Here is a 21,811-nt window from a genome sequence, read left to right on the forward strand (position 1 = left end):
CTGCGAGGCGCTTAGTTCGTCTGCAAACTGTTGGGATCAAAGGCACCGCCATTGCCCGAAGGCGTTTCAGTACCAGAATCCTCTTCTTCGTCACCCAGAGTATTCGGCGCAAACACATTGCCGAAACCGCTGTTATTCGAGGGTTTCGGGGCCGATTCCTGCGCACCCTCTCCCTCTTGCTCAGCCGCTTCCGCCTCGCGCTTTTTGCGCTGTTCTTCGCGCTGCTTGCGCAGCTCTTGAATACGCAGATCAGCTTCTAGGCGCTTTTGCTCTTTGACATCTGCGACACACTGAGCCGGATTGTAGGCGGTTGCGGTTCCGACCACAGTGATCGTGGCAACCGCAAAGACAACCAGCAGAACCGCAGCAAGGTTCCCGGCAAAGAAGCTGGGAAGCTTGATCTTGCCCGCCAGTTCCTCGACCGTGGCGTTCTTGCGTGCAGCAGCCACCAGTTCCTGTCGCTTCAGCTTGGCCTCGTTCAGCAGGGCAAAGAACACCGTCAGCGCCACGATGATGAAGGCCAGCGCCGAGATCGAGGGCGTGATGCCATAGCGCACCTTCTGCGCCAGTTCGATGGTCAGCGTCGGGTATTCACCAAAGGTGAAGGTGGTGGTGTTGTAGTTCTCAAACGAGGCCAAGAACGCCAGCACTGCCGCGCTGGCAATCGCCGGTCGCATGAACGGAAGCATGATCTTGCGGAACGCCTGAGCATGGGTTGCACCCAGATCCAGCGCGGCCTCGGTCAGCGCCATATCATAGCGCTGCAACCGTGCCACCAGCACCAGCATGCAATAGCTGGCGATAAAGGTGGATTGGCCGATCACCGTCAGGAATATCCCGTTTGACAGGAAACTGTCGGCACCCAAGCCCAACATCCGGTTGATCCGGTCCCAGAACACCAGTGTCGAGATACCCAGAACAACGCCCGGGATCAGGATCGGCGCGATGATGACCGTATAGTAGGTCGCGCGCAGTTTCGGCCAGATCTGCGTCAGCATCAGCGCGCCCGCTAGACCCATCGCCACCGATAGAACCACCGTTCCGGCGCCGATGATCAGTGAGTTCTTGATGCCGTTCAGGATGCGTTGGTCTTGAAACAATTCGCCGAACCACTGGAAGGTCAGACACTCCCACGGTGTCATCCTTGGGAATTCGGACGAGTTGAAGGCCGTGACCGACATGATCACCAGCGGACCCAGAAGGTACAGGAAGAACAGCACCAGGTAGACCCAGATGCTTACACGGAGGAAGGACAAATTCATTTCCCGATATCCCCCATATTCACCTTGAACAGGCGCATAACGGCCAGCACGAACAAGATACAGGTCACCAGCAGAACGATGGCGTAGGCGGCACCCTGCGGCCAGTCATTGTTGTCGTTGAACTGCTGATAGATCAGCTGCGTGAACCACAGGGAGGACGGCCCGCCCAGAATTTGCGGCGCGGCCAGCGCACCCGCGGACAGCATGAACACCATAGTACAGCCCGAACTGATCCCTGGCTTGGCATAGGGAATGACCACGCGCCAATGGATACGCCACCAGGGGGCTCCCAAATCTCGCGCCGCCTCGATCTGGTTTTTATCCAGACTTTCTATGACGTTATACATCGGGAAGATCATCAGCAGGATATAGGCATAGCCCAGCCCGGCATAGAGCGCGATGTCATTGCGGATGAAATCAAACGGCATATCCCAGACCCCCAGCCCAGTGAACAGCGTGTTCAGTACACCGGTTTCGCCAAAGATGATCCGCAGGGCAAAGGCGCGCAGGATCTCATTGATCCAGTAGGGGATGATCAGCATGATCGCAAAGATGCGGATGTGACTGCCCTTGGACTGACCCAGATAATAGGCGATCGGATAGCACAGGATCAGGTTGAAAATCGTAACGCATACCGCGGCCAGAAGGGTGCGGAAAAACACCCTCAGATCGACGGCGTTATAGTCCTGGCTGCCGCCTTCCGGGCCATAGATCAGGTATTTGTAGTTCTCCAGCGTATAGACATCCTTTGGCCCCCCGATCTCGGGCGGGGGCAGGTTTGGCCGGAATGAGAAATCCAGCATCGACAGCTGCGGCAGGATGATCAGGCCGATGGTCCAGAACAGGACCAAACCCAGTATCATCAATCCCATGCCGGTGCCGTTGCGGTTGAAGAATTCTTTCAGAAAATGGGGCATATTTTTATCCCCTTATTCCGCGGCCAGCTCACCCGCTGGAACCAGAACCGCATTATGGGTCTGATATTCCAACGTGATGGTCTGCCCGGTATGGTCATCGAAAGATTGGCCTAGATTGGGCAGCGATACCTTAATTTCCTTGCCGCCCTCGCCTTCGGTGAAAATATTGAAGGCGTTACCTTCGAATTCTTCATGGTTCACGCGGGCGGTTACAAAATGGTCGCCCACTGCACCGTCCGGGGCAATCGCCAGCGCCTCGGGGCGAATGAACATCATCGCGTCATCGCCTTCTTTCAGCTTGCCCTGATTTACAGTGGAAATCCGTGCAACCAGATCGCCGGATCGGTTGGTTGCAATCAGCGCCTCATCTCCCATGACTTGCTTGATCTTGCCGCGGAAAACGTTGTTTTCGCCCACGAACGAGGCCGCAAAAGCCGTGTTGGGGTCATTGTAAATTGTCTTGCCATCGGCAATCTGGTCGATCACTCCTGCACGCATTACGGCGATATTGTCCGACATGGTCAGCGCTTCGCCCTGGTCGTGGGTGATATAGATGAAGGTGATACCGACACGCTTCTGAATCTCGCGCAGCTCGGTGCGCATATGCTGGCGCAACTTCAGGTCCAGCGCCGAAAGCGGTTCGTCCAGCAGCAGTACATCGGGTTCGGCACATAGGGCGCGGGCAATCGCCACGCGCTGACGCTGACCACCCGAAAGCTCGCTGGGCAGCTTGTCACCCTGTCCCGGCAGCGCGATCATGTCCAACAGCTCATCGGCCCGCTTGCGGCGCTCGGCCGCGCTGGCGCCTTTGATCTCCATCGAGAAAGTGATGTTTTCCCAGACTTTCATCAGGGGAAACAGCGCGAGGTTCTGAAAGATCAGGGCAGTCGGGCGCTTGTTGGGCCCGATGCCGCGCATGTCATTACCACCGATCAGAACCTTACCCTCGCTGGGGTCCAGAAACCCCGAAACAGCGCGCAAAATCGTTGTCTTGCCGCAACCGGATGGTCCCAGGAACGAAAAGAAATCGCCCCCGTTTATGTTCACATTTGCGTCCCGCACCGCGACAAAATCGCCGAAACGGATCCACAGGTTTTCAAGATCTACACCGACCCCTGCACTCATTTTTGGTATCTCCGATTGATGCGCTTGGTGGTGCGCACCCAAATGGGTTCCGTCACGCAGTGGCGTGCGGGTTGGGAGCCCCCCGCGTTTGGCGGAGGGCACTTTTTTGAAAAGCTATCAGGCGCTTTTGAACTTGTTGACGAACTCGGTCCGGGTTTCCGCATACCAGGGCGCTTCGGCCGGCCACGGATTGAGGTTAGCCAGCGAGTCGCCCGGATAGGCTTCGGCGAAGTTCTTCTTGTAGGTGTCGCCCGAATATTGGTCGGCACCCAGAACGGGCGAGTTGTACCCGTGGCTGTCGATCGCAACGCCGGCCGGTTTGGCCTGGTAGGCAAAGTCGATGAAGGCATAGATCTGGTCGATATTGGCAGCACCTGTTGGAATTGCCATACCATCAACCCAGGCCATCGCCCCTTCAACCGGAGCCTGATAATGCACAGGCTCACCTGCAGATTTAAGTGCCAGCGGCGGGCCATCCCATGTCTGGCCAACAATCACGCCTTCGTTCAACAGACCGTTCTTCTGTGTGTCGGCGTCGTTCCAGATCAGCTTGATGCGGTTCTTACGTTCGATACACCAATCTGCGATCTGACCCCAAACCTTGCGCATGGTATCTTCGTCGCCATAAGCGGCCCAGACGGAACCGGGCTCCATCTCGCCTGCGCGCTCCATGTACAGGCCTGCGCCCAGCATCATCGAGTGCGCGCGGCCCATGGTCTTACCTGCGTTTGCTTCGGACCAGACGTCGCCATAGGACGGTGCGTCACCTTCAGGCAGCCACAGATCAGTCCGATATGCGATGCCTTCAGTTCCCCAGATATGTGGCAACCAATGCACACCGGAATCGCCAAAGTTCCAGGCATCTGTACCAATCGCTGCCATCGCCGGGTTCACCAGATCAATCGGAACCTTGTTCATGTCAAAAGGCTGCAACAGCTCAAGCGGTTCCCACTGCAAAGACCGGTTATTGGTCGGCGACACGATGTCGAAACCCTGACCCTTGGTGGCCTTCATCTTGTTGATGATTTCTTCGTTCGACCCGATACCGGTATAGTTCACCTTGATTCCGGTCAGTGTCTCGAATTCCTGCAAGAATGCTGGCGGCAGGTAATCGGACCACATCAGAATGTTGATCTCACCCGAGGACGCCAGCGCGCTTTTGCTGTACAGCGGTGCTGCAAGTGCTGCCGCCCCTGCGCTCTTCAAGATTGTACGTCTGGAAAGGTTTTTCCGTTCGGCCATATTCGATTCTCCCATAGTTGGACTTTCAGTCCTATTGTTATGCAATCACAGGCTAGAGGGTTGCTGCAAAGCTGTCAGTCCAAAAGTGACAGTTTGCAGAATTCATAGGTCCAGTTTGCAATCATGTCCGCAAGCTCTGGTTTACTTCCACTTCCAGACTGAGACACCATAGGATGGGATTTCTGAAGTACCAACAATATATTGCCGATTTTCGTCATCCGGCAGAACCTGTGCGGCAGCCCCGAAGTTGAACGCAAAGCCGAGGTCACCCCGCTGTGTAACACGAAGGTCCGGGTCACATTCCCGTATCGGAAGGCCCGCCCATGTCAGCGCTTTAATCAGGATCGCCCGTAGCAACGGTCCGTTTGGGATCATCGCCAGATACATAGCCCGGTCCGATTGCACAATCGCCGGACTGCCAGCCCTGTAAGCACTTACGAAATGCGCAATTACCTGATTTTCGGTCTCGATGACTTCCCGCCAGCCCTTAAAATCAAAGGTCCCGGTGCTCTCGAGGCTTACGGATTCACCCGCCAGATCCGGCAGGGATTCGACGCGTATGACTTTTATCCCTGCAAGATCGGCCAACTCTCCGGGAGCGAGATTTTCAGGGGTCCACATGTCCACAGTCTTGCTGCCCGCACGGGCACCGATCAGCAATTTGGCCTGGCTGTGGTGCAATCTCTTTGCCAGATCGGGCGAGATGATCATGTTTTGCGGCAATACGATCAATGAATACCCTGTCAGATCATCATCGGGACCAACGAAATCCAGATCGACCCCCAATGCACGCAGGCCAGCATACCAAACCCGGAAAATCCCGGCATTCGGGAATGCGTCATCATGCGGCAGGATATCTGCAGCCCAAATGGATTCGTAATCCAACAGAATTGCCACAGCTGCATTCTGCCGGGTGACTTCCGGCAGGGCAGCACGCTCTTGTGCAACCTGAGCCAGTTCCAGCGCGGCCTGATCCAGGCTGCCATCCGATCGCAGAAGCGCCGTGTGGAATTGTTCCTGCGCGAACTTCGCCTGACGCCATCGGAAGAACATCACTGCCTGTGCACCGTGGGCAAAAGCGGCCCAAGTCCAAAGCCTGACCATCCCATCCGCAGGTGAGGGGTTCTTTTCGGCCCAGTCCACCGGACCGGGCTGTTGTTCCAGAACCCACATTCGGCCCCTGCCCTGGCTGCGATACAAATCGCAGTGAAACCCCTGATAGTCCGGCGCGCCTGTTCGCAAGTATCGACGTTTGTCTTCATCAGACAGTGACGATCCCAACAGGTTGCCCAGCGGATAGCTGTCAAAACCGACCACATCCAGATCCGCCGCAACAGCGTGATGGTCGAACTCAAAGCTGCCTGCCATGAAATTATGGGTAATATCGCGCCCCGGCGCAAACCTGCGCAGAATATCCGCCTGAGCACGATTGAAATCCCGCACCCGATCCGAAGAATAGCGGGCAAAATCCAGAGCATGGGTCGGGTTCGGGCTGGCCACCAAACTTATGGGCAGTTCGATCTGATCAAAATCGGAATAGAGCGACCCCCAAAACACTGTCCCCCATGTTCGGTTAAGCGCCTCAATCGTACCGTAGCGGTCTTGCAACCATCTGCGAAAACCGGTGCGAGCGGCATTGGAATAGCTCAGAACCGTATCGTGATCGTTATATTCATTGTCGATCTGCCAAGCACAAACAAATGGATTTTCGCCATATCGACGGGCATATTCCGTGGTGATCCGACGGGCCTCGGTCAGGTAGATATCGCTGGAAAAACAATAGTGTCGGCGCGACCCGAACCCACGCACCCGGCCATCCGGCCCCACTGGCAGAATCTCAGGGCAGTCATCCACTAGCCATTTCGGAGGTGCAGCCGTAGGCGTCGACATCATCACGCGCAAACCGGCATCGCCCAGAATTCCAATCACCTCGTCCAGCCAGCCCCATTCGAACCGGCCTCTTTCCGGCTCGATCAGGCCCCAGGTAAACTCAGCAATCCGAACCCAATCCAATCCCATATCGACCATGCGCTTAGCATCGTCGCGCCACTGCGATTTGTCCCATTGCTCGGGGTAATAGCAAACGCCCAGCTCAAGCCTGCTCATCGGTTTTCCCGTGCGCTGCGGCGTTCGATCCATTTGAGGAAACTAGCGCAACCAAGCGTCACCACGACATAGAGGATCGCCGCTGTGTTGAATGGCGCGAAGGGCAGAAAACTTGAGGCCTGAAATTCGCGCATGCGCTGAGTCATGTCGCGGACCGACAGGATGGACAGCAATGAGGTATCCTTGATCATCGCGATAAATTCATTGCCCAAAGGTGGCGTCACTATGCGCAATGCCTGTGGCAGGATAATAAGCCGGGCAGTTTGCCAGCGGGACAGCCCAAGCGAGCCGCCTGCTTCGATCTGACCTCGTGGGATGGCCTCAATCCCTGATCGGAAAATCTCGGCCATATAGGCCGAATACCCTATGGAAATGGCGATGATGCCGCGGGTCATGTTGGTCATGTCGATGCCGCCACCTGTGGCATCCTTGACCGCACCAGCAAGCGGCAAGCCGATATAGAGGATGATGACCAGCATTGGAATGCCACGAATGGTATCGACAAAGAACTCCGCCCCTACAGCCAGCGGATGTAGCTTATGCTGTGCGCCTCCGACCGTCAGCGTCAGAAGCAAAAACCCAAAAACCGCAAAAGTCAGCGCCGGGTTACGAAACTTGTCCGGCAGAAAACTGGATTGCCAGATCACCGGATAGCCCTGCGTATGAACGCCGGCCGGAACAAAAGCACCAGACACGCTGTCGACGGTTGTGATCTGATCCAGCGCAGAGACGGCATCGGGGGCGCTGCGAATGCGATACTGTTGGCCTTCACCTCCGTCGAACTCTCCGAACCGGATCAAATCCGCCTGGGCCTGCGGCGTACCCCGAACAATGGCAATTCTTGCCTCAGTACTGCCAACCAGAACAAAGCTCACCTTTGGTTGCATAAAAAAGAACGCCGACACGGCCAATAGTGTCAGGCTGATGGACCCATAGACAACGGTTGTCCGAGCTTTGGGCTTGAAGGACTGCAAACCGACCCAGACCAGACCCATAATGGCCGCAAAGATATAGGCAAAGATCGCTGCACGGAACGTTATCGCGACCCCGGTCGCAAATTGCCAATGCGCCAGAAACATCAGGTAAAACAAAACCAGCCCGGTCAGCAGTTCGAGTCCAATCTGAACATAGACTTTCATGGATTGTGGGAAACGGGCCGTCAGAGGGATCACCGCGACCACCATCGCAAACCCTACCAGCAGGGCCTGTAGTCTCATTTGCACCTTTGCGACGATCTCGGGGAACAAGACCCAAGGTTGCGAAGATCGGTCAATGAACTCAGACGTATTTTCGCTGAGCGCATTAAAGAAGACGGATTCCGCAAAGGGCATCAGCACCTGAGGCTGGACAAGTCCAAGGATCGCCAACCCGACCGAGGCCGGGATTGCCAAAACCGCCGCAATCCTCAACCAGTTCGGCGCGATGGTTTGAAACCGGATGCGGCGCGCCGAGAGATAGGCCAATATGGCCACGGCCAGTATCAGAAGAAACCCAACAAAAATGGGCCCCGCATTTTCACCAATCCCCAAAATGGCAACCAATGACCTCAGATATTTCGAGGATGAGGCAAACAGGTAGATGATGAACGGGGCAGCGGCGAGCAAAACAAGATTACTCGGCCGGATCGAGCTTAGGCGGATCATGGCGTCCCTCGGGTTATGCTTGACCCGGCAGGTTTTCCCGCCGGGTCAGAAAGGGTTTCAACGGCTCAATCAGTGCCCCAGTATTTGGCAACCAATGCGTCCATCGTACCGTCTGCCTGAATGGCGGCCAGCCCTTCGTTTATGGCGTCAACGGTTGCGTCACCTTCCTGAAACACAATACCCAGTGGATCAGACTGAAGGCCTGTGATGCCTACAGCCAATTCCCCGGCAAATTCCTGTTCATATGCCGATGCCGAGGTTCCATCAATGATCACCCCCTGTACGTCAGCATTCTGCAAAGCCAGGATCGCTGCAGAGAAATTGTCATACAGGCTGACATTCTCGCGTCCGACCAGCTCTTCGGCCAGCTGGGCATTGGTGGTGCCGGTCTGCGCGGCCAGTTTCTGACCGCCTGCTTTGAAGTCATCCAACGTCATGTCGGCATTATCGACCTGCAGCAGGATGGCCTGGCTAACAATGATATAAGGCTCGGAAAAATCCATGTTTTCTTCGCGTTCAGGCGTGATCGAGACGCCCGAGATCACGAGGTCGAACTCTCCTTGCTGAAGCGCGGCGAAAATTCCGTCCCAGGCTGTATTCACGAAATTCGGAACGCAGTTCACCTTTTCGCAGATCGCATTCATCACATCGACGTCAAATCCCACAATCTGACCCGTGGACTCATCGACCGTCTCCATGGGCGGATAGGTGGCATCTGTTCCAATCTTAAGTACGCGCCCTTCAAGATCCGCTGCAAACACAGCAGGCGCGGCAAGCGCGGTCAGGGCGGCGGCGGCAAATAGGTTTCTTAACATCTCCGGTTACTCCTTTGTTGGTTCAGGTGTTTAGCGCCGCTTCCGGCGCGACTGTGTCAGGTTGCCGCTCGATCAAAATGGCCCTGATCTTTTTTTGTGTTTCGGACGGGTCAACCCCATCCAAAGCCTTGAGCATATACTCACCCAGCAATCGACTGGTTTCCTCAATAGGGACGTAATAGGTGCTGGGCGGAGGGACAAAATAACGGCTAAGTTGCAGATCATCGGTCGAGATCACGGTCAGTTCGCGACCGACCTCAACACCCGCCGCATGGGCAGCAGAAAGCACACCCAGGGTCATGGCTTCGTTCGCGCAGATGATCGCGGTTGGCCTATCGGATAGCCGCATCAAAGCTTCAAAGGCATTATACCCCGTTCGCGCGGTCGTAGGCCCGCTGAAGATCAGGGCCGGGTCAACGACCAGACCGGACGCTCTGAACGCCTGGGCATAGCCCGTTCGACGTTGCGTCGCATAAACCAGATCATCCGGCGGGTTCACCAGGGCAATCCGGCGATGCCCCAAGGCTAGCAGTCGTTGCGTTGCATCGTGACCTGCTGCCTGACTGTCGATATCGACATAGGCATGTGATCTGCCGCTGTCGCTCATACCCATGGTAACAAAGGGAAAACCATTCTGTTGCAGATAGGCAATGCGCGGATCGGCGTGGCGCGTACCCGAGAATATCACCCCGTCTGCCAAACCGTTCTGAACGATTTCCTTCAGCGTCGCCATCGTTCCCTGCAGGCCCGCCACGCTGTGAACGCCAAGCTCATAACGCGACCCTTTCAAAGCCCGCGAAATACCCGCGACAATGCGTGTGAATTCGACGCCTTCCCATTCTTCATCTGAATCAGGTGACACGCTGACCAGAACGCCGATGCGATAGGACTTTTTTGTCCGCAGCTTCAGCCCGTCCAGATTGACCCGGTATCCAAGCTGTTCGGCGGCGGACTGAATCTGCTGCCGCGTTTCTTTCTTAACGGTTTCGGCACCACGCAGCGCGTTCGAGACGGTTCCGACAGAAAACCCCGTCTGCTTTGCAATCGACTTGATCGTCGCGCGCGCCACTATGTCACCTCAACGCTGCGCATTCGCATCAACAGGTCATGTCCCGTCTGCAATGTTTGCGCGTGATCGGCAGTTTCATCATGTTCCACAAAAAGGTCAGCGCAGGGACTGTCAGCCAGAACACGCAGGACTAGAGGCCAGTCCACAACCCCCTGCCCCAGATTTCGCCAGCGCTCGTCGCCTTGTCCGGCCAATGGATCGAAGTCTTTAGCATGGACGGAAACGATCCGGTCGGAATAGCGGCTCAGCAGTGCAGCGGGGTCAGAAAGCGCCGAATATAGCCAACCGATATCCGGCTGCCATCCAATGGCCTCATGCGACAGGACCATATCCAATGGCGAGCCCTGCCCTAGATCGGCAAGGTCGAAATCGTGGTTATGATAGGCAAGGCGCACACCGTTGGCTGACAGGGCATCAGCCCATTCCGCCAACCGGCCCGACACTGCCTTCCACCCCTCGGCGGTGCCGGGCCGAGCCTTGGGCGACAGCCAAGGCATGACCGCCACAGGGCATTCCAAAGCTTCAAGTATTCTAAGAATGTCATCAAACCGGGTTTCAAATTCTTCCCAGTCAAAATGGGCCGATCGAACAGTGAAACCAGCCTGTCTAACCACATTGGTAACCTGCGTGGGGGTAAGATCGTGGAACCCAACCGTTTCAATATCGGTGAACCCGCAGGCACGCACCAAGTCAAGCTGGGCCGCCAAATCCCCAACCTGCCGGACTGTGTATAACTGCGCTGAAACTCGCATTTCCACTGTTCTACCACAAAATGAAACGTTTCAATCAAGTTGAAACAGCATCAGGGTCTTGTCAAGAACCGTGTTGGAAAGGGTTATTTCCGCATGGAAACACCCTGATGGAACAAATGAACCTTGTCAGGATTCGCAGAGACCATCACAGTCTTGCCCCGCATATTCTTCTGAACGCCCGGAAGCTTGGCAATAAGGGCATCCGTCCCATCCTCGACCGCGAAGTATAACAGCGTCACCTCGCCCAAAGCCTCGGTAAAGTCTACGACCCCTTCAAGGATTGGGTCGCTGTCCACGGACACAAAATCCTCGGGGCGGACGCCGATATTCACCTGCTTGCCTTCGTCTCCAGCCTCGGTTGGTACCGCTGATATCGCCGTGCCGCCACCGTCCAGCTTGACGACTGTCTGTGCGCCGGTCGCGGTAATGACCCCCGACATCAGGTTCATTGCTGGTGAACCGATGAATTGCGCGACAAACTCGTTGTCCGGCGTCTCATACAGCTCCAGCGGCGTGCCAACTTGGGCGATCCCTTTGTTGGCTAGCACAACGATACGGCTGGCCAGGGTCATCGCTTCGACCTGATCATGGGTGACATAGATCATCGTGCTGTCCGGCATCGCCTCTTTCAGACGGGCGATTTCGATCCGGGTGGCGACACGCAGCGCCGCGTCCAGGTTCGAAAGCGGTTCGTCGAACAGGTAAACCTTGGGGTCACGAACAATGGCGCGCCCGATTGCGACACGCTGACGCTGACCGCCGGATAGCGCTTTGGGCAACCGGTCCAGATAAGGTTCAAGCTGTAGGATGCGGGCCGCCCGATCGACCGCGGCGCCAACTTCAGCCGCCGGCATTTTGGCTATCTTCAGCGCAAAGGCCATGTTTTCGCGAACGGTCATATGTGGGTACAGCGCATAGCTTTGGAACACCATCGCGATGCCTCGCTGTGCTGGCGGCACATCGTTCATCACCTGCCCTTCAATCTCGAGCGTTCCGCCCGAGATCTTTTCCAACCCGGCGACCATGCGCAGCAGGGTGGATTTACCACAGCCCGAAGGCCCGACAAAAACGATCAACTCGCCCCGCTCAATCTCAAGATTGATGTTCTGAAGAACATCCACATTGCCATAGGTTTTGGCGACATCTGTGAGGTTTAGCTCTGACATGGTTTATTCCTTCTCCCTCAACAGCAGGCAGAATTGTGCAGCACCCAGAGACACTGTCCCCGTTCCTGCGACGCCGCCCAACTCTTCCCCGATCACGCGCCAGTTCCCGTCTGGCAAAATTACTTCGGAACGTTCGGTACCGAGGTTAAATGCGCAGAACACCTCTTCTGCATGATCTTCACGTGTGAAGGTCAGAACGGTCCCGATCTGCGTCATGTTCTTTTGCGCCCCCAACATCAAAGCCGAATGGGCATGGCGGAATGCAATCGCACGACGATAATGGTGAAGCATAGATTCGGGCTCGGCCTCTGATCGATCCACGGCACGCTCGGCCTGAGGGTCACTGACAGGCAACCAAGGCTTGCCGGTGCTAAAGCCCGATTGTTCATCCTGCGCAGCCCAAACCATCGGCGTCCGGCATCCGTCGCGGCCCTTGAACTCGGGCCAGAATTCGACGCCATACGGGTCTTGCAGATCGTCAAAGGCCACGTCGGCCTCGGGCAGGCCCAGCTCTTCGCCCTGATACAGGCAGGCCGAGCCGCGCAGGCACATCATCAGAACCGCATGCTGCCGGATAGCTGCCTCGTCCAGCCCCCAGCGCGACGCGTGACGTTCCACGTCATGGTTCGAAAATGCCCAGCAAGGCCAGGCATCACCTGCTTTGTCCTCGAGCTGATCAAATACCTGCTGTGCATAGCTGGCAGTCAAAGCGCGCTTTTCAAGGAACTCGAACGCATAGCACATGTGCATGCGCTTATTACCGCTGGTGTATTCGCCCATTATCTCAAGCCCACGCTGTGCGTCGCCCACCTCGCCCAGACAGGCGCGACCTTCATATTGATCGGTCAGGGCCCGCAGGCGTTCCAGAAAAGCAATGTTCTCGGGCTGGCTTTTGGAGAACAGGTGGTCCTGATGGTTATACGGATTCACCATCGGCGCGATTGAGGCATTGCGCTGATCCACGGGCAAGGCGGGATTGTCGCGCAGCGCCTTGTCGTGGAAATAGAAATTGATCGTATCCAGCCGAAACCCATCGACACCCAGATCAAGCCAGAACCTGGCGACATTCAGCAAGGCGTCTTGCACATCCGGACAGTGAAAGTTCAGATCCGGCTGCGAGGTGAGGAAGTTGTGCAAATAATACTGCAAACGTCGCGAGTCCCACTGCCAGGCCGAACCCCCGAAAATCGACAACCAGTTGTTCGGCGGCGTACCGTCCGGTTTTGGATCGGCCCAGACATACCAGTCGGACTTGGCGTTTTCACGGCTGGCGCGGCTTTCGCTGAACCAGGGGTGCTGATCTGACGTATGCGACAGAACCAGATCAATCATCACCTTCAACCCCTGGGCATGGGCGTGATCCAGCAGGTCCCGGAAATCCTCCATCGTGCCGAACATCGGATCAACATCGCGATAGTCGCTGACGTCATATCCGAAATCCTTCATCGGAGATTTGAAGAAGGGCGAAATCCAGATCGCATCAACGCCCAGAGAGGCAATGTACCCCAATCGCTGGGTGATGCCTTTCAGATCTCCGATCCCGTCACCATTGCTGTCCTGAAAGCTGCGCGGATAGATCTGATAGATGACGCCACCACGCCACCAGTCAGCGGTCACCTTGGTTGCATTGGAAAGTTCTGCTGTGTTCTGCACGTTCATCAGACGCCTCTATTTGACGGACCCGGCCAGCAGGCCTCGGATCAGGTATTTTTGCATTGCGAAGAAGACAGCCAACGGCACAGCGATCGAGACGAAGGCCGCCGTGGCAAGGATTTCCCAGTTCCCACCGCGCGTGCCCAACAGCTCGACAATCCGGTTTGTCATCACTGTGGTCTGGCCGGACGCATCGATCAGGAACACTTTGGCAACCAGCAGATCATTCCAAGTCCAGAGAAATTGGAAGATGGCAAAAGACGCCAATGCCGGAAAGCTGAGTGGCAGGATCAGTTTGGTAAAGATCTGAAACTCGGTCGCGCCGTCAACACGTGCGTTTTCGATCAGATCGCGCGGCAGCCCGGCCATGTAGTTGCGCAACAGGTAGATGGCCAATGGCATCCCGAACCCGGTATGGGCCATCCAGACGCCCAGATAGCCTTTGCCAATCCCGATACTCAGGTGAAATTTCAGCAAGGGGATCAGTGCCAGTTGCAGCGGCACCACCAACAGGCCAACAACCGCAGCGATCAACAGCGCCCGACCGGGGAAATCCATCCAAGCCAAGGCATAGGCGGCAAAGGCGGCCACTAGGATCGGAATGATCGTCGCTGGTATCGTGACGGTCAGCGTGTTGAAAAACGCCCGTCCCATACTGTCCGTGCTGTCTTCTGCCAACAGAACCTTGTGGTAATTGGCCAGGGTGAACTCGGGAGGGAGTTCCGCCGTCACAAAGACGCGCACGCCGCGACTGCCGGTGAACTCTTCGGTGTTTTCCATCCGGTACTTGCCGTCGGCATCCACCGTAATAGTACCACCCTTACGCAGTTCCGCGGTATCGCCCGGTACAAAATCATCGATCGCACGAGAACTGATGCCCCATTTCGAGATCGCCGCCTGCGTGCCGGTTTCAAACAGGTTGCCCTCGATCATGTAAACGCCGTTCTCCAGCACCTGAGTTTCCGGTGCGGCAGCGCGCAGGGTCAGGTTCTGCTCGGATGGGAACAGCGACCGCCACCAACCGCTTGTGGCAATCTGGTCGGCAGTACGAAAGGATGAGATCAACAGCCCCAGCGTCGGCACCACCCAGAGCACAACCAAAAAAAGCACCGAGGCATGGACAGCCCAGCGAAGGGCGGGTTTGGTTCCTGCTATATCGCTCATGGCCTACTCCATCTCTTTACGCGCATTGCGCACATTCCAGACAAGGATCGGTGCCACCAGCAGCATGATCACCATGGCCGAGGCCGAGCCCACGCCCCAGTCATTGGCGCGAAACAGCTTGTCATACATGTAATTGGCCAGAACCTGCGTTTCCCACTGGCCGTTGGTCATGGCAAACACGATGTCAAAGACCTTGAGCACGGTGATGGTGATCGTGGTCCAGACCACCAGGATGGTGGTCTTGATCTGCGGCACTTTGATACGGAAGAAAATCTGGAACGGATTGGCCCCATCCAGAATGGCAGCTTCGATGGTTTCCTCGGGAATACCGCGCAGGGCGGCCGACAGGATAACCATGGCAAAACCGGTCTGAATCCAGACCAGCACGACCATAAGAAAAAAGCTGTTCCAGAAGGGAATGGTCAACCATGTCTGCGGCTCGACTCCTCCGAAAAAGATGTAAAGCGCGTTCAGCATCCCGATCTGGTCCTGCTCAACCGGACGGGTGTCATAGACCAGCTTCCAAATCACCGAGGCCCCCACGAACGAGATGGCCATCGGCATGAAAATCAGCGATTTGGCGATATTGCCCCAGCGGATACGGTCGGTCAGCTGCGCCACCAATAGGCCAAACGCTGTCGACATTGCAGGCACCACGATCAGCCATAACATGTTGTTGCGCATGGCTTCCCAGAATTTGGGCTCTTGCGCCATCTGGACATAGTTATCCAAGCCCACCCACTCGTACCCGCCGCCAGGAATGCGCTGCGTCAACGACAGGCGCAGCGTTTCCACCACCGGGTAAGCCAGATACAGGCTTAATGCAGCCAATGCGGGAAACAGGAACAGCCATGGGCGGATCATGCTCGCTCGGTTGATGTTGCGGCCTGCATTGGGACCGCGCGCAGGGAACAGAACTTTGTCCAGAAACTGATTAGACAGGTAGAAATAGCCCACACAGGCTGACACGCCGATTGCGATGGTCAGCAGGCCCTGAAATGCCGGATGCATGACGCCTCTCCCTTGTGACGGTTAGCTTGGGCAACCCGATGGTGCGGGTTGCCCAACCCCGGACGCCTTAGTCCAGCGCATCCCAGGATGACTGAATTTCATCCGCCACTTCTTGGGCAGAGGCACCGCCTGCATAATCAACCATTCCGGTCCAGAATGTTCCGGCTCCTACGCCGCCCGGCATCAGGTCAGAACCGTCAAACCGGAACGTCGTTGCACCAAGAAGAATGTCATTCATCTTTTTCAGCGTCGGATCCGAGAAGACCGAAGTATCTACCCCCTTATGCGGGGTCAGAAATCCGGTCAGCGCCATCCAGGTCTCATGCGCTTCAGGCGTTTGCAGATACTCGATCAGCGCATGTGCACCGGGACTGTCATTGGTGATTGCCCATAAAGTGCCCGCACCCAGAACCGGGCTGCCAAGGTCTTTGCTTTCATAGGCAGGGAAGTAGAAGAAATCCGCATCTTCCCCGACGATGGTGCCCTCTGGAAAGAATGCCGGAATGAATGAGGCCTGACGGTGCATGTAACACTGCGGAGGTGAGCTGAACATGCCTTTCGGGCTGTCGCGGAAATCCGTCGTTGCAACAGCACCGGCGCCCCCTGCGACATAGTCTTCATTGCGGGCAAAGGCCCCGAATTCCTCAATGGCCGCGACGACTTTTGGATCGTTGAACTTCAATTCATTGGCAACCCAAGCGTCGTAATCCGCGGGGGATTGTGTACGCAGCATCATATCCTCGACCCAGTCGGTCGCAGGCCAGCCAGTGGCCCCACCCGAACCCAGGCCAATACACCATGGCGTGCCGCCATCTGCCACAATCTGATCGGACAGAGCCTTCAGCTCTTCCATCGTGGTAGGCACCTCATATCCCGCATCCTCAAAATTCTCGGGCACAAACCACACAAGGGATTTCACATCGACCTTGTAGAAGAACCCATAAAGATGATCCTGACCGTCCGGCCCCGGATAGGTGCCGAGATCGACCCAGGATTGCCCGGCGGCATAGTTGTCGCGAATCCAGTCCCCTGACCCTTCTCCCAGTGGCGTCAGAAATCCGGATTTGGCCATATCCGCCGCCAACCCAGGTTGCGGGAAAACGGCAATATTCGGGGCCGATCCGGCCTCAGCATCAATACGGATTTGCGATTCAAAACTGTCCGAACCGACATAAGCGTATTCATGCCCGGTCGCCGCCGCGAACCCATCCAGTACCTTTTCGACATTCTCTTGGTCCGGCCCCAGCCACGGGCCGAATACGGTAACCTTGTCGGCCTGTGCGACGCCCCCGATCAGGGTAAATGCGGCGACGCCAGCATAAAGCGAGTGTTTCATGAATTTCTCCTCCCAACGATATCTCGCGCCTTTGGTTTCAAATATCCAAAGCGCTTTGGCTGGAGTGAGTTTATGCGCTAACAACCTCCACCTGTCAACGATTGCTTTGCGAAGACCCATAAATATAAATATCAAACGAGATGTTCGTAAAATCTGTTGACCACCGGAGAAAATGCCCGCAAAAACAGGAATACGCAGTAATTTGTAGGCGCTTTGACTAAATATGAACCTAAAGCAGCTCTCTGAAATCCTTGGTTTGTCCCAAACAACCGTCAGCCGTGCGCTGAACGGATACCCCGAGGTCAGCGAAGCCACGCGCACAAGGGTTCAGGCCGCCGCAACAAAACACGGGTACCGCCCGAACAGCCGAGCCAAGGGTCTTGCGACAGGTCGATCACACGTGATCGGGCACGTGATTCCCAGCTCATCCCAGCATGAAATGGTGAACCCAATCTTTGGCGATTTTGTCGCCGGGGCTGCTCGTAGATATGCCGAACACGGCTATGACATGATGTTCACCAGCGCCGATGACACATCTATTGAACGCGCCTATCGCGACCTGTTTCAGCGTGGTGCCGTGGACGGTGTCGTTCTTCAGGGCCCCAAGGTGAACGAGCAGCGGATTGAAGTCCTCAATCGCATGGGCGCGCCATTCATTGTGCACGGACGATCCACTGGAATTGACGCGCCCTATGACTGGGTTGATGTGAACAACAAAAGCTCGTTCATGCGCGCCACCCAGTTTCTGATTGACCTGGGGCATCGACGGATCGCCCTTATCAACGGACTTGAAGATATGGATTTCGCCCAACGCCGCCGGGCCGGTTACCTGCAGGCCCTGAATCAAGCCGGTCTGTCACCGGACCCTGAATTGATGCGCAGCGCCGAGATGACAGAGGTATATGGCCACCACGAAGCGCGCGATATGGCTCAACTTAAGAACCCTCCGACCGCCATCCTGGTTTCGTCAATGATTTCGGCCATCGGAGTTCGGCGGGCATTGAACGAAGCAGGGCTGCAGATGGGCCGCGATGTTTCGGTGATCGCCCATGATGACGACCTGTCCTATCTGAAAAACGGGCAGGATGTACCGATCTTCACCGCCACGCGATCCTCGGTTCGGTTGGCCGGTGAAATTGCTGCCGAAATGCTGATCGAACGAATAAATGCGCCCGAAGACCCGGCCAAAACTAGATTGCTGGAGGCTGAGCTGGTAGTTGGCGGCTCGACCGGCCCCGCCCCCAACAGGTTCTGAATATGAAATACAACCGCACTGATTTCCCCAAAGATTTCCTCTTTGGCGTCGCAACCTCGGCCTATCAGATCGAAGGCCACGCACAGGGAGGGGCCGGGCAAACCCATTGGGATACCTTTGCCAGGACCCCCGGCAATGTTGTGCGAAATGAAAACGGGGATCTGGCCTGTGACCACCTGAACCGGTTCCCGCAGGATCTGGATCTGGTGCGCGATGGCGGCTTTGATTGCTACCGGTTTTCGACCAGCTGGGCGCGGGTGCTGCCCGAAGGCCGCGGTCAGGTGAATGAGGCCGGGCTGGATTACTATGATCGGCTGGCCGATGCGCTGCTGGAACGCGGTATCCGCCCCTGCGCAACGCTTTACCATTGGGAACTACCTTCGTCTTTGGCCGATCTGGGCGGCTGGCGCAATCGCGATATCGCCGGGTGGTTCGCCGATTTCACCGAGGTCATCATGGGCCGCATCGGCGATCGGATGTACAGCGTCGCCCCCATAAATGAGCCGTGGTGCGTCAGCTGGCTCAGCCATTTCGAAGGCCATCACGCCCCGGGTCTGCGCGACATCCGTGCAACCGCCCGCGCGATGCACCACGTCCTTCTGGCCCATGGCAGCGCCATCGACGCGATGCGGGGCCTTGGCATGTCCAACCTGGGCGCGGTTTTCAACCTGGAATGGGCCCAACCCGCAGATGACAGCCCCGAAGCACGCCGCGCGGCTGATCTGTATGACGGCATCTACAACCGGTTCTTTCTGGGCGGCGTTTTCAACAAGGCCTATCCAGACAACGTTCTGGAGGGGTTAGAGCCCTACCTGCCCGCTGGCTGGCAGGATGATTTCGACATCATCGGTACGCCGGTCGATTGGTGTGGTCTGAACTACTATACCCGCAAGTTGATTGCGCCTTCGGAGACCACCTGGCCCAGTCTGCAGGAAATCGCCGGCCCGCTGCCCAAAACTCAGATGGGGTGGGAGATCGAACCCGCCGCCCTGACCCGGTTTCTGACCCGCACCAAGCAGGATTACACCGCGGACCTGCCGATTCTGGTGACGGAAAATGGCATGGCCAGCCCCGAACGGCAGCAGGATAGCGACCGGATCGACTATCTGAACCAACATCTATCGGCGGTACAGGACGCCTTGGCACAGGGCGTGCCGATCAAGGGCTACTTCATCTGGTCCCTGCTGGACAACTACGAATGGGCGCTGGGATATGAGAAGCGGTTTGGCCTTGTGGACGTGGACTTTCAGACGATGGAGCGCACACCCAAGGCGTCCTATACCGCAGTACAAAACGCCCTGACGGGAAGCACAGTGTCCTTACCGCTGGCGCAACCGGCTGGAGCCATGCACGACCATTGGAACCTCGTGGCCGATATCGGCGGCACCAATACACGGCTTGGCGTTATCACCAATGGTGAGCTGACAGATCTGCGCAAATACCCCACCGGCAAGCTGCCCGAATTGCTCGAAGCCTTTCACAGCCTGCGCGACGAGATCGGAACCGACCCAAGGGCCGTGGTCGCCGCCGGGGCAGGACCTGTCCGCAACGGTACAATCAGGCTGACCAACGCCCAACTTGATCTGTCAGAGGATGATATCGCCCGGGCAACGGGCGCCCGACATACCTTTGTGATCAACGACTTCACTGCCGCTGCGTGGTCTGTTGCCGAAATTTCCCATGACAATGTTGAAGTCTTGCAAGGGGCCAAGCATCCGCCGACCGGCACACGTCTGGTCGTCGGGCCTGGAACCGGGCTAGGTGTCGGATCGCTGCTATATTCGAATGGCCGCTATCACACGGTGTCCGGCGAAGGCGGCCATATCGGCCTCTCGCCCCGAAATCAGGACGAGGTCGAAATATTCAACGCCGCTCGGCAGGTGGCCCCCGAGTGTTTCTTTGACGACACTCTGACACTTGAGGCTGAAATGTTCCTCAGCGGCACGGGTTTGCCAATCCTCTATCAGGCCATCGAACTGGCAGGGGGTCGGGCAAAGGCCGAGCCCCGAACCGCGCGCGATATCCTTCAGGATGCACGCGACGGAACCGATGCCCATGCCGTCAAGGCCGCGCATATGTTCACCACACATCTAGGCGCGGTCATGGGCGATCTGGCGGTCGTCATGATGCCTGCCGGTGGCGTGTTCCTTGTGGGCGGCGTGGCCGAAAAGAACCGCTGGCTGTTCAAGGACGCCTTCCGAGACGCCTTTAATGCCGGAGGCCGGTTCAGCGAGTTGCGCCGATCCATGAACCTGTATGTCTCGGAACAGGATGAATTTGGCATTGTTGGCGCTAACAATTTCTGTAAAAATGCGCTAAGGCGGTAGTCTGACCGCACGTTTCAGAAACAGAAAGGTCCCGGCATGATCCTATGCTGTGGTGAAGCCCTGATCGATATGATCGAGACGCCCACGATCTCGGGCGAACTGGGGTTTGTGCCCCATTCTGGCGGTGCGATTTTCAACACGGCTATTGCCCTGGGTCGATTGGATACGCCGGTGGGTCTGCTGACCGGGCTTTCGTCTGACGTGTTCGGGCAACAGCTTATGACCGCCCTCAAGGCCAGCCATGTTGACTCCGACCGGGTAATCCACTCGGACCGCCCGACAACATTGGCATTTGTACAGCTCAAGGATGGGCAGGCAGCCTACAGTTTCGTCGATGAAAACTCGGCCGGACGGATGTTGACGCCAGAGGACATGCCAACCCATCTGCCCTCGGTCTCGGCGCTGTATCTGGGCGGGATCAGTCTGGCATGCGAGCCTTGCGCAGATGCCTATGCGGCGGTGCTTGACCGCTTTGGATCAGAGCGCGCCGTCATGTTGGACCCAAACATTCGCCCGGATTTCATCCGGGATCAGACCCGGTATCGCACCCGGCTGAACCGCATGATAGCGCAAGCGGATATCGTCAAGGTCTCGGACGAAGATCTGGACTGGATCATTCCGGGCCCAGAAAGCCTTGCTGAGAAAGTTCCTCTGTTGCTGCAGGCAGGACCTTCGGTGGTAATCGTCACCCGGGGCAGCGAAGGCGCGATCGGGTATCTTGCGGACGGGTCCGACGTTTCTGTTCCCGTAAAAAAGGTCGAGGTCGTCGACACCGTTGGCGCCGGTGACACTTTCAACGCAGGCGTCTTGTCCGCCCTAGATCAATCAGGCCACTTAACAAAACCCGAATTGCGCACATTGCCAGCAAACGCCTTGCGCGCAGCCCTTTCGAAAGGGGCGGAAGTCGCCGCTGTAACCGTCGCGCGCGCCGGGGCAAACCCGCCCTGGACACATGAACTCTGACCCAA

Annotated in this window: 17 protein-coding genes and 1 pseudogene; 4 read left to right on the top strand and 14 right to left on the bottom strand. The window is 56.8% G+C overall.

The window, feature by feature from the left end:
• Positions 1-11 precede the first annotated feature (11 nt).
• From AC2FLE_RS11380 to AC2FLE_RS11445, 14 genes are all read right to left on the bottom strand, one after another.
• Positions 12-1,262, bottom strand: a complete 1,251-nt coding sequence (locus tag AC2FLE_RS11380; protein ID WP_496697106.1) for an ABC transporter permease — start codon at positions 1,260-1,262, stop codon at positions 12-14.
• A complete protein-coding gene (locus tag AC2FLE_RS11385) occupies positions 1,259-2,179 on the bottom strand; it encodes an ABC transporter permease (protein WP_142636148.1) in 921 nt (306 codons plus the stop codon). The genes AC2FLE_RS11380 and AC2FLE_RS11385 overlap by 4 nt, the downstream gene beginning before the upstream one ends.
• A gap of 12 nt (positions 2,180-2,191) precedes the next feature.
• Positions 2,192-3,304, bottom strand: coding sequence for an ABC transporter ATP-binding protein (locus AC2FLE_RS11390; RefSeq protein WP_496697108.1), 1,113 nt, complete (start codon positions 3,302-3,304; stop codon positions 2,192-2,194).
• Positions 3,305-3,421: 117 nt separating this feature from the next.
• Complete coding sequence (locus tag AC2FLE_RS11395) at positions 3,422-4,546, bottom strand: extracellular solute-binding protein (RefSeq protein WP_496691368.1); 1,125 nt, start codon at positions 4,544-4,546, stop codon at positions 3,422-3,424.
• A 141-nt stretch (positions 4,547-4,687) separates the two neighbouring features.
• Complete coding sequence (locus tag AC2FLE_RS11400; protein WP_496697109.1) at positions 4,688-6,652, bottom strand: beta-galactosidase; 1,965 nt, start codon at positions 6,650-6,652, stop codon at positions 4,688-4,690.
• A complete protein-coding gene (locus tag AC2FLE_RS11405) occupies positions 6,649-8,295 on the bottom strand; it encodes an amino acid ABC transporter permease (protein WP_496697110.1) in 1,647 nt (548 codons plus the stop codon). Before AC2FLE_RS11405 ends, AC2FLE_RS11400 begins: the two co-directional genes overlap by 4 nt.
• A 65-nt stretch (positions 8,296-8,360) precedes the next feature.
• Entirely contained in the window at positions 8,361-9,110 is a 750-nt protein-coding gene (locus AC2FLE_RS11410) for a basic amino acid ABC transporter substrate-binding protein (RefSeq protein WP_142636138.1), read from the bottom strand.
• 22 nt (positions 9,111-9,132) lie between these two features.
• A complete protein-coding gene (locus AC2FLE_RS11415; RefSeq protein ID WP_496691371.1) occupies positions 9,133-10,179 on the bottom strand; it encodes a LacI family DNA-binding transcriptional regulator in 1,047 nt (348 codons plus the stop codon).
• A complete protein-coding gene (locus tag AC2FLE_RS11420; RefSeq protein WP_496691372.1) occupies positions 10,179-10,931 on the bottom strand; it encodes a sugar phosphate isomerase/epimerase family protein in 753 nt (250 codons plus the stop codon). Before AC2FLE_RS11420 ends, AC2FLE_RS11415 begins: the two co-directional genes overlap by 1 nt.
• 83 nt (positions 10,932-11,014) lie before the next feature.
• On the bottom strand, positions 11,015-12,097 hold the full coding sequence (locus tag AC2FLE_RS11425) for an ABC transporter ATP-binding protein (RefSeq protein ID WP_496697111.1): 1,083 nt from the start codon (positions 12,095-12,097) through the stop codon (positions 11,015-11,017).
• A 3-nt stretch (positions 12,098-12,100) separates the two neighbouring features.
• On the bottom strand, positions 12,101-13,756 hold the full coding sequence (locus AC2FLE_RS11430; RefSeq protein ID WP_496697113.1) for an alpha-amylase family glycosyl hydrolase: 1,656 nt from the start codon (positions 13,754-13,756) through the stop codon (positions 12,101-12,103).
• 9 nt (positions 13,757-13,765) lie between these two features.
• A complete protein-coding gene (locus AC2FLE_RS11435; protein WP_496697114.1) occupies positions 13,766-14,914 on the bottom strand; it encodes a carbohydrate ABC transporter permease in 1,149 nt (382 codons plus the stop codon).
• Positions 14,915-14,917: 3 nt separating this feature from the next.
• Positions 14,918-15,925, bottom strand: a complete 1,008-nt coding sequence (locus tag AC2FLE_RS11440) for a carbohydrate ABC transporter permease (protein WP_281995048.1) — start codon at positions 15,923-15,925, stop codon at positions 14,918-14,920.
• Positions 15,926-15,992: 67 nt separating this feature from the next.
• Positions 15,993-17,261 carry an ABC transporter substrate-binding protein gene (locus AC2FLE_RS11445; protein WP_281995047.1) on the bottom strand — a complete coding sequence of 423 codons (1,269 nt, stop codon included), beginning with the start codon at positions 17,259-17,261 and terminating at the stop codon, positions 15,993-15,995.
• Positions 17,262-17,484: 223 nt separating this feature from the next.
• Between AC2FLE_RS11445 and AC2FLE_RS11450 the strand changes: the two genes are divergently transcribed.
• From AC2FLE_RS11450 to AC2FLE_RS11465, 4 genes and pseudogenes are all read left to right on the top strand, one after another.
• Positions 17,485-18,516: a LacI family DNA-binding transcriptional regulator gene (locus AC2FLE_RS11450; RefSeq protein ID WP_142636124.1), complete on the top strand. Its 1,032-nt coding sequence runs from the start codon at positions 17,485-17,487 to the stop codon at positions 18,514-18,516.
• Between the two features lie 2 nt (positions 18,517-18,518).
• Positions 18,519-19,823 (top strand): annotated as a pseudogene (locus AC2FLE_RS11455) (GH1 family beta-glucosidase); the annotation flags it as partial.
• 39 nt (positions 19,824-19,862) lie between these two features.
• Positions 19,863-20,843, top strand: a complete 981-nt coding sequence (locus tag AC2FLE_RS11460) for a glucokinase (protein WP_496697250.1) — start codon at positions 19,863-19,865, stop codon at positions 20,841-20,843.
• A gap of 36 nt (positions 20,844-20,879) precedes the next feature.
• Complete coding sequence (locus AC2FLE_RS11465; protein WP_496697117.1) at positions 20,880-21,806, top strand: carbohydrate kinase family protein; 927 nt, start codon at positions 20,880-20,882, stop codon at positions 21,804-21,806.
• Positions 21,807-21,811 lie beyond the last annotated feature (5 nt).

This window comes from Ruegeria sp. CDSA077 (assembly GCF_059612265.1).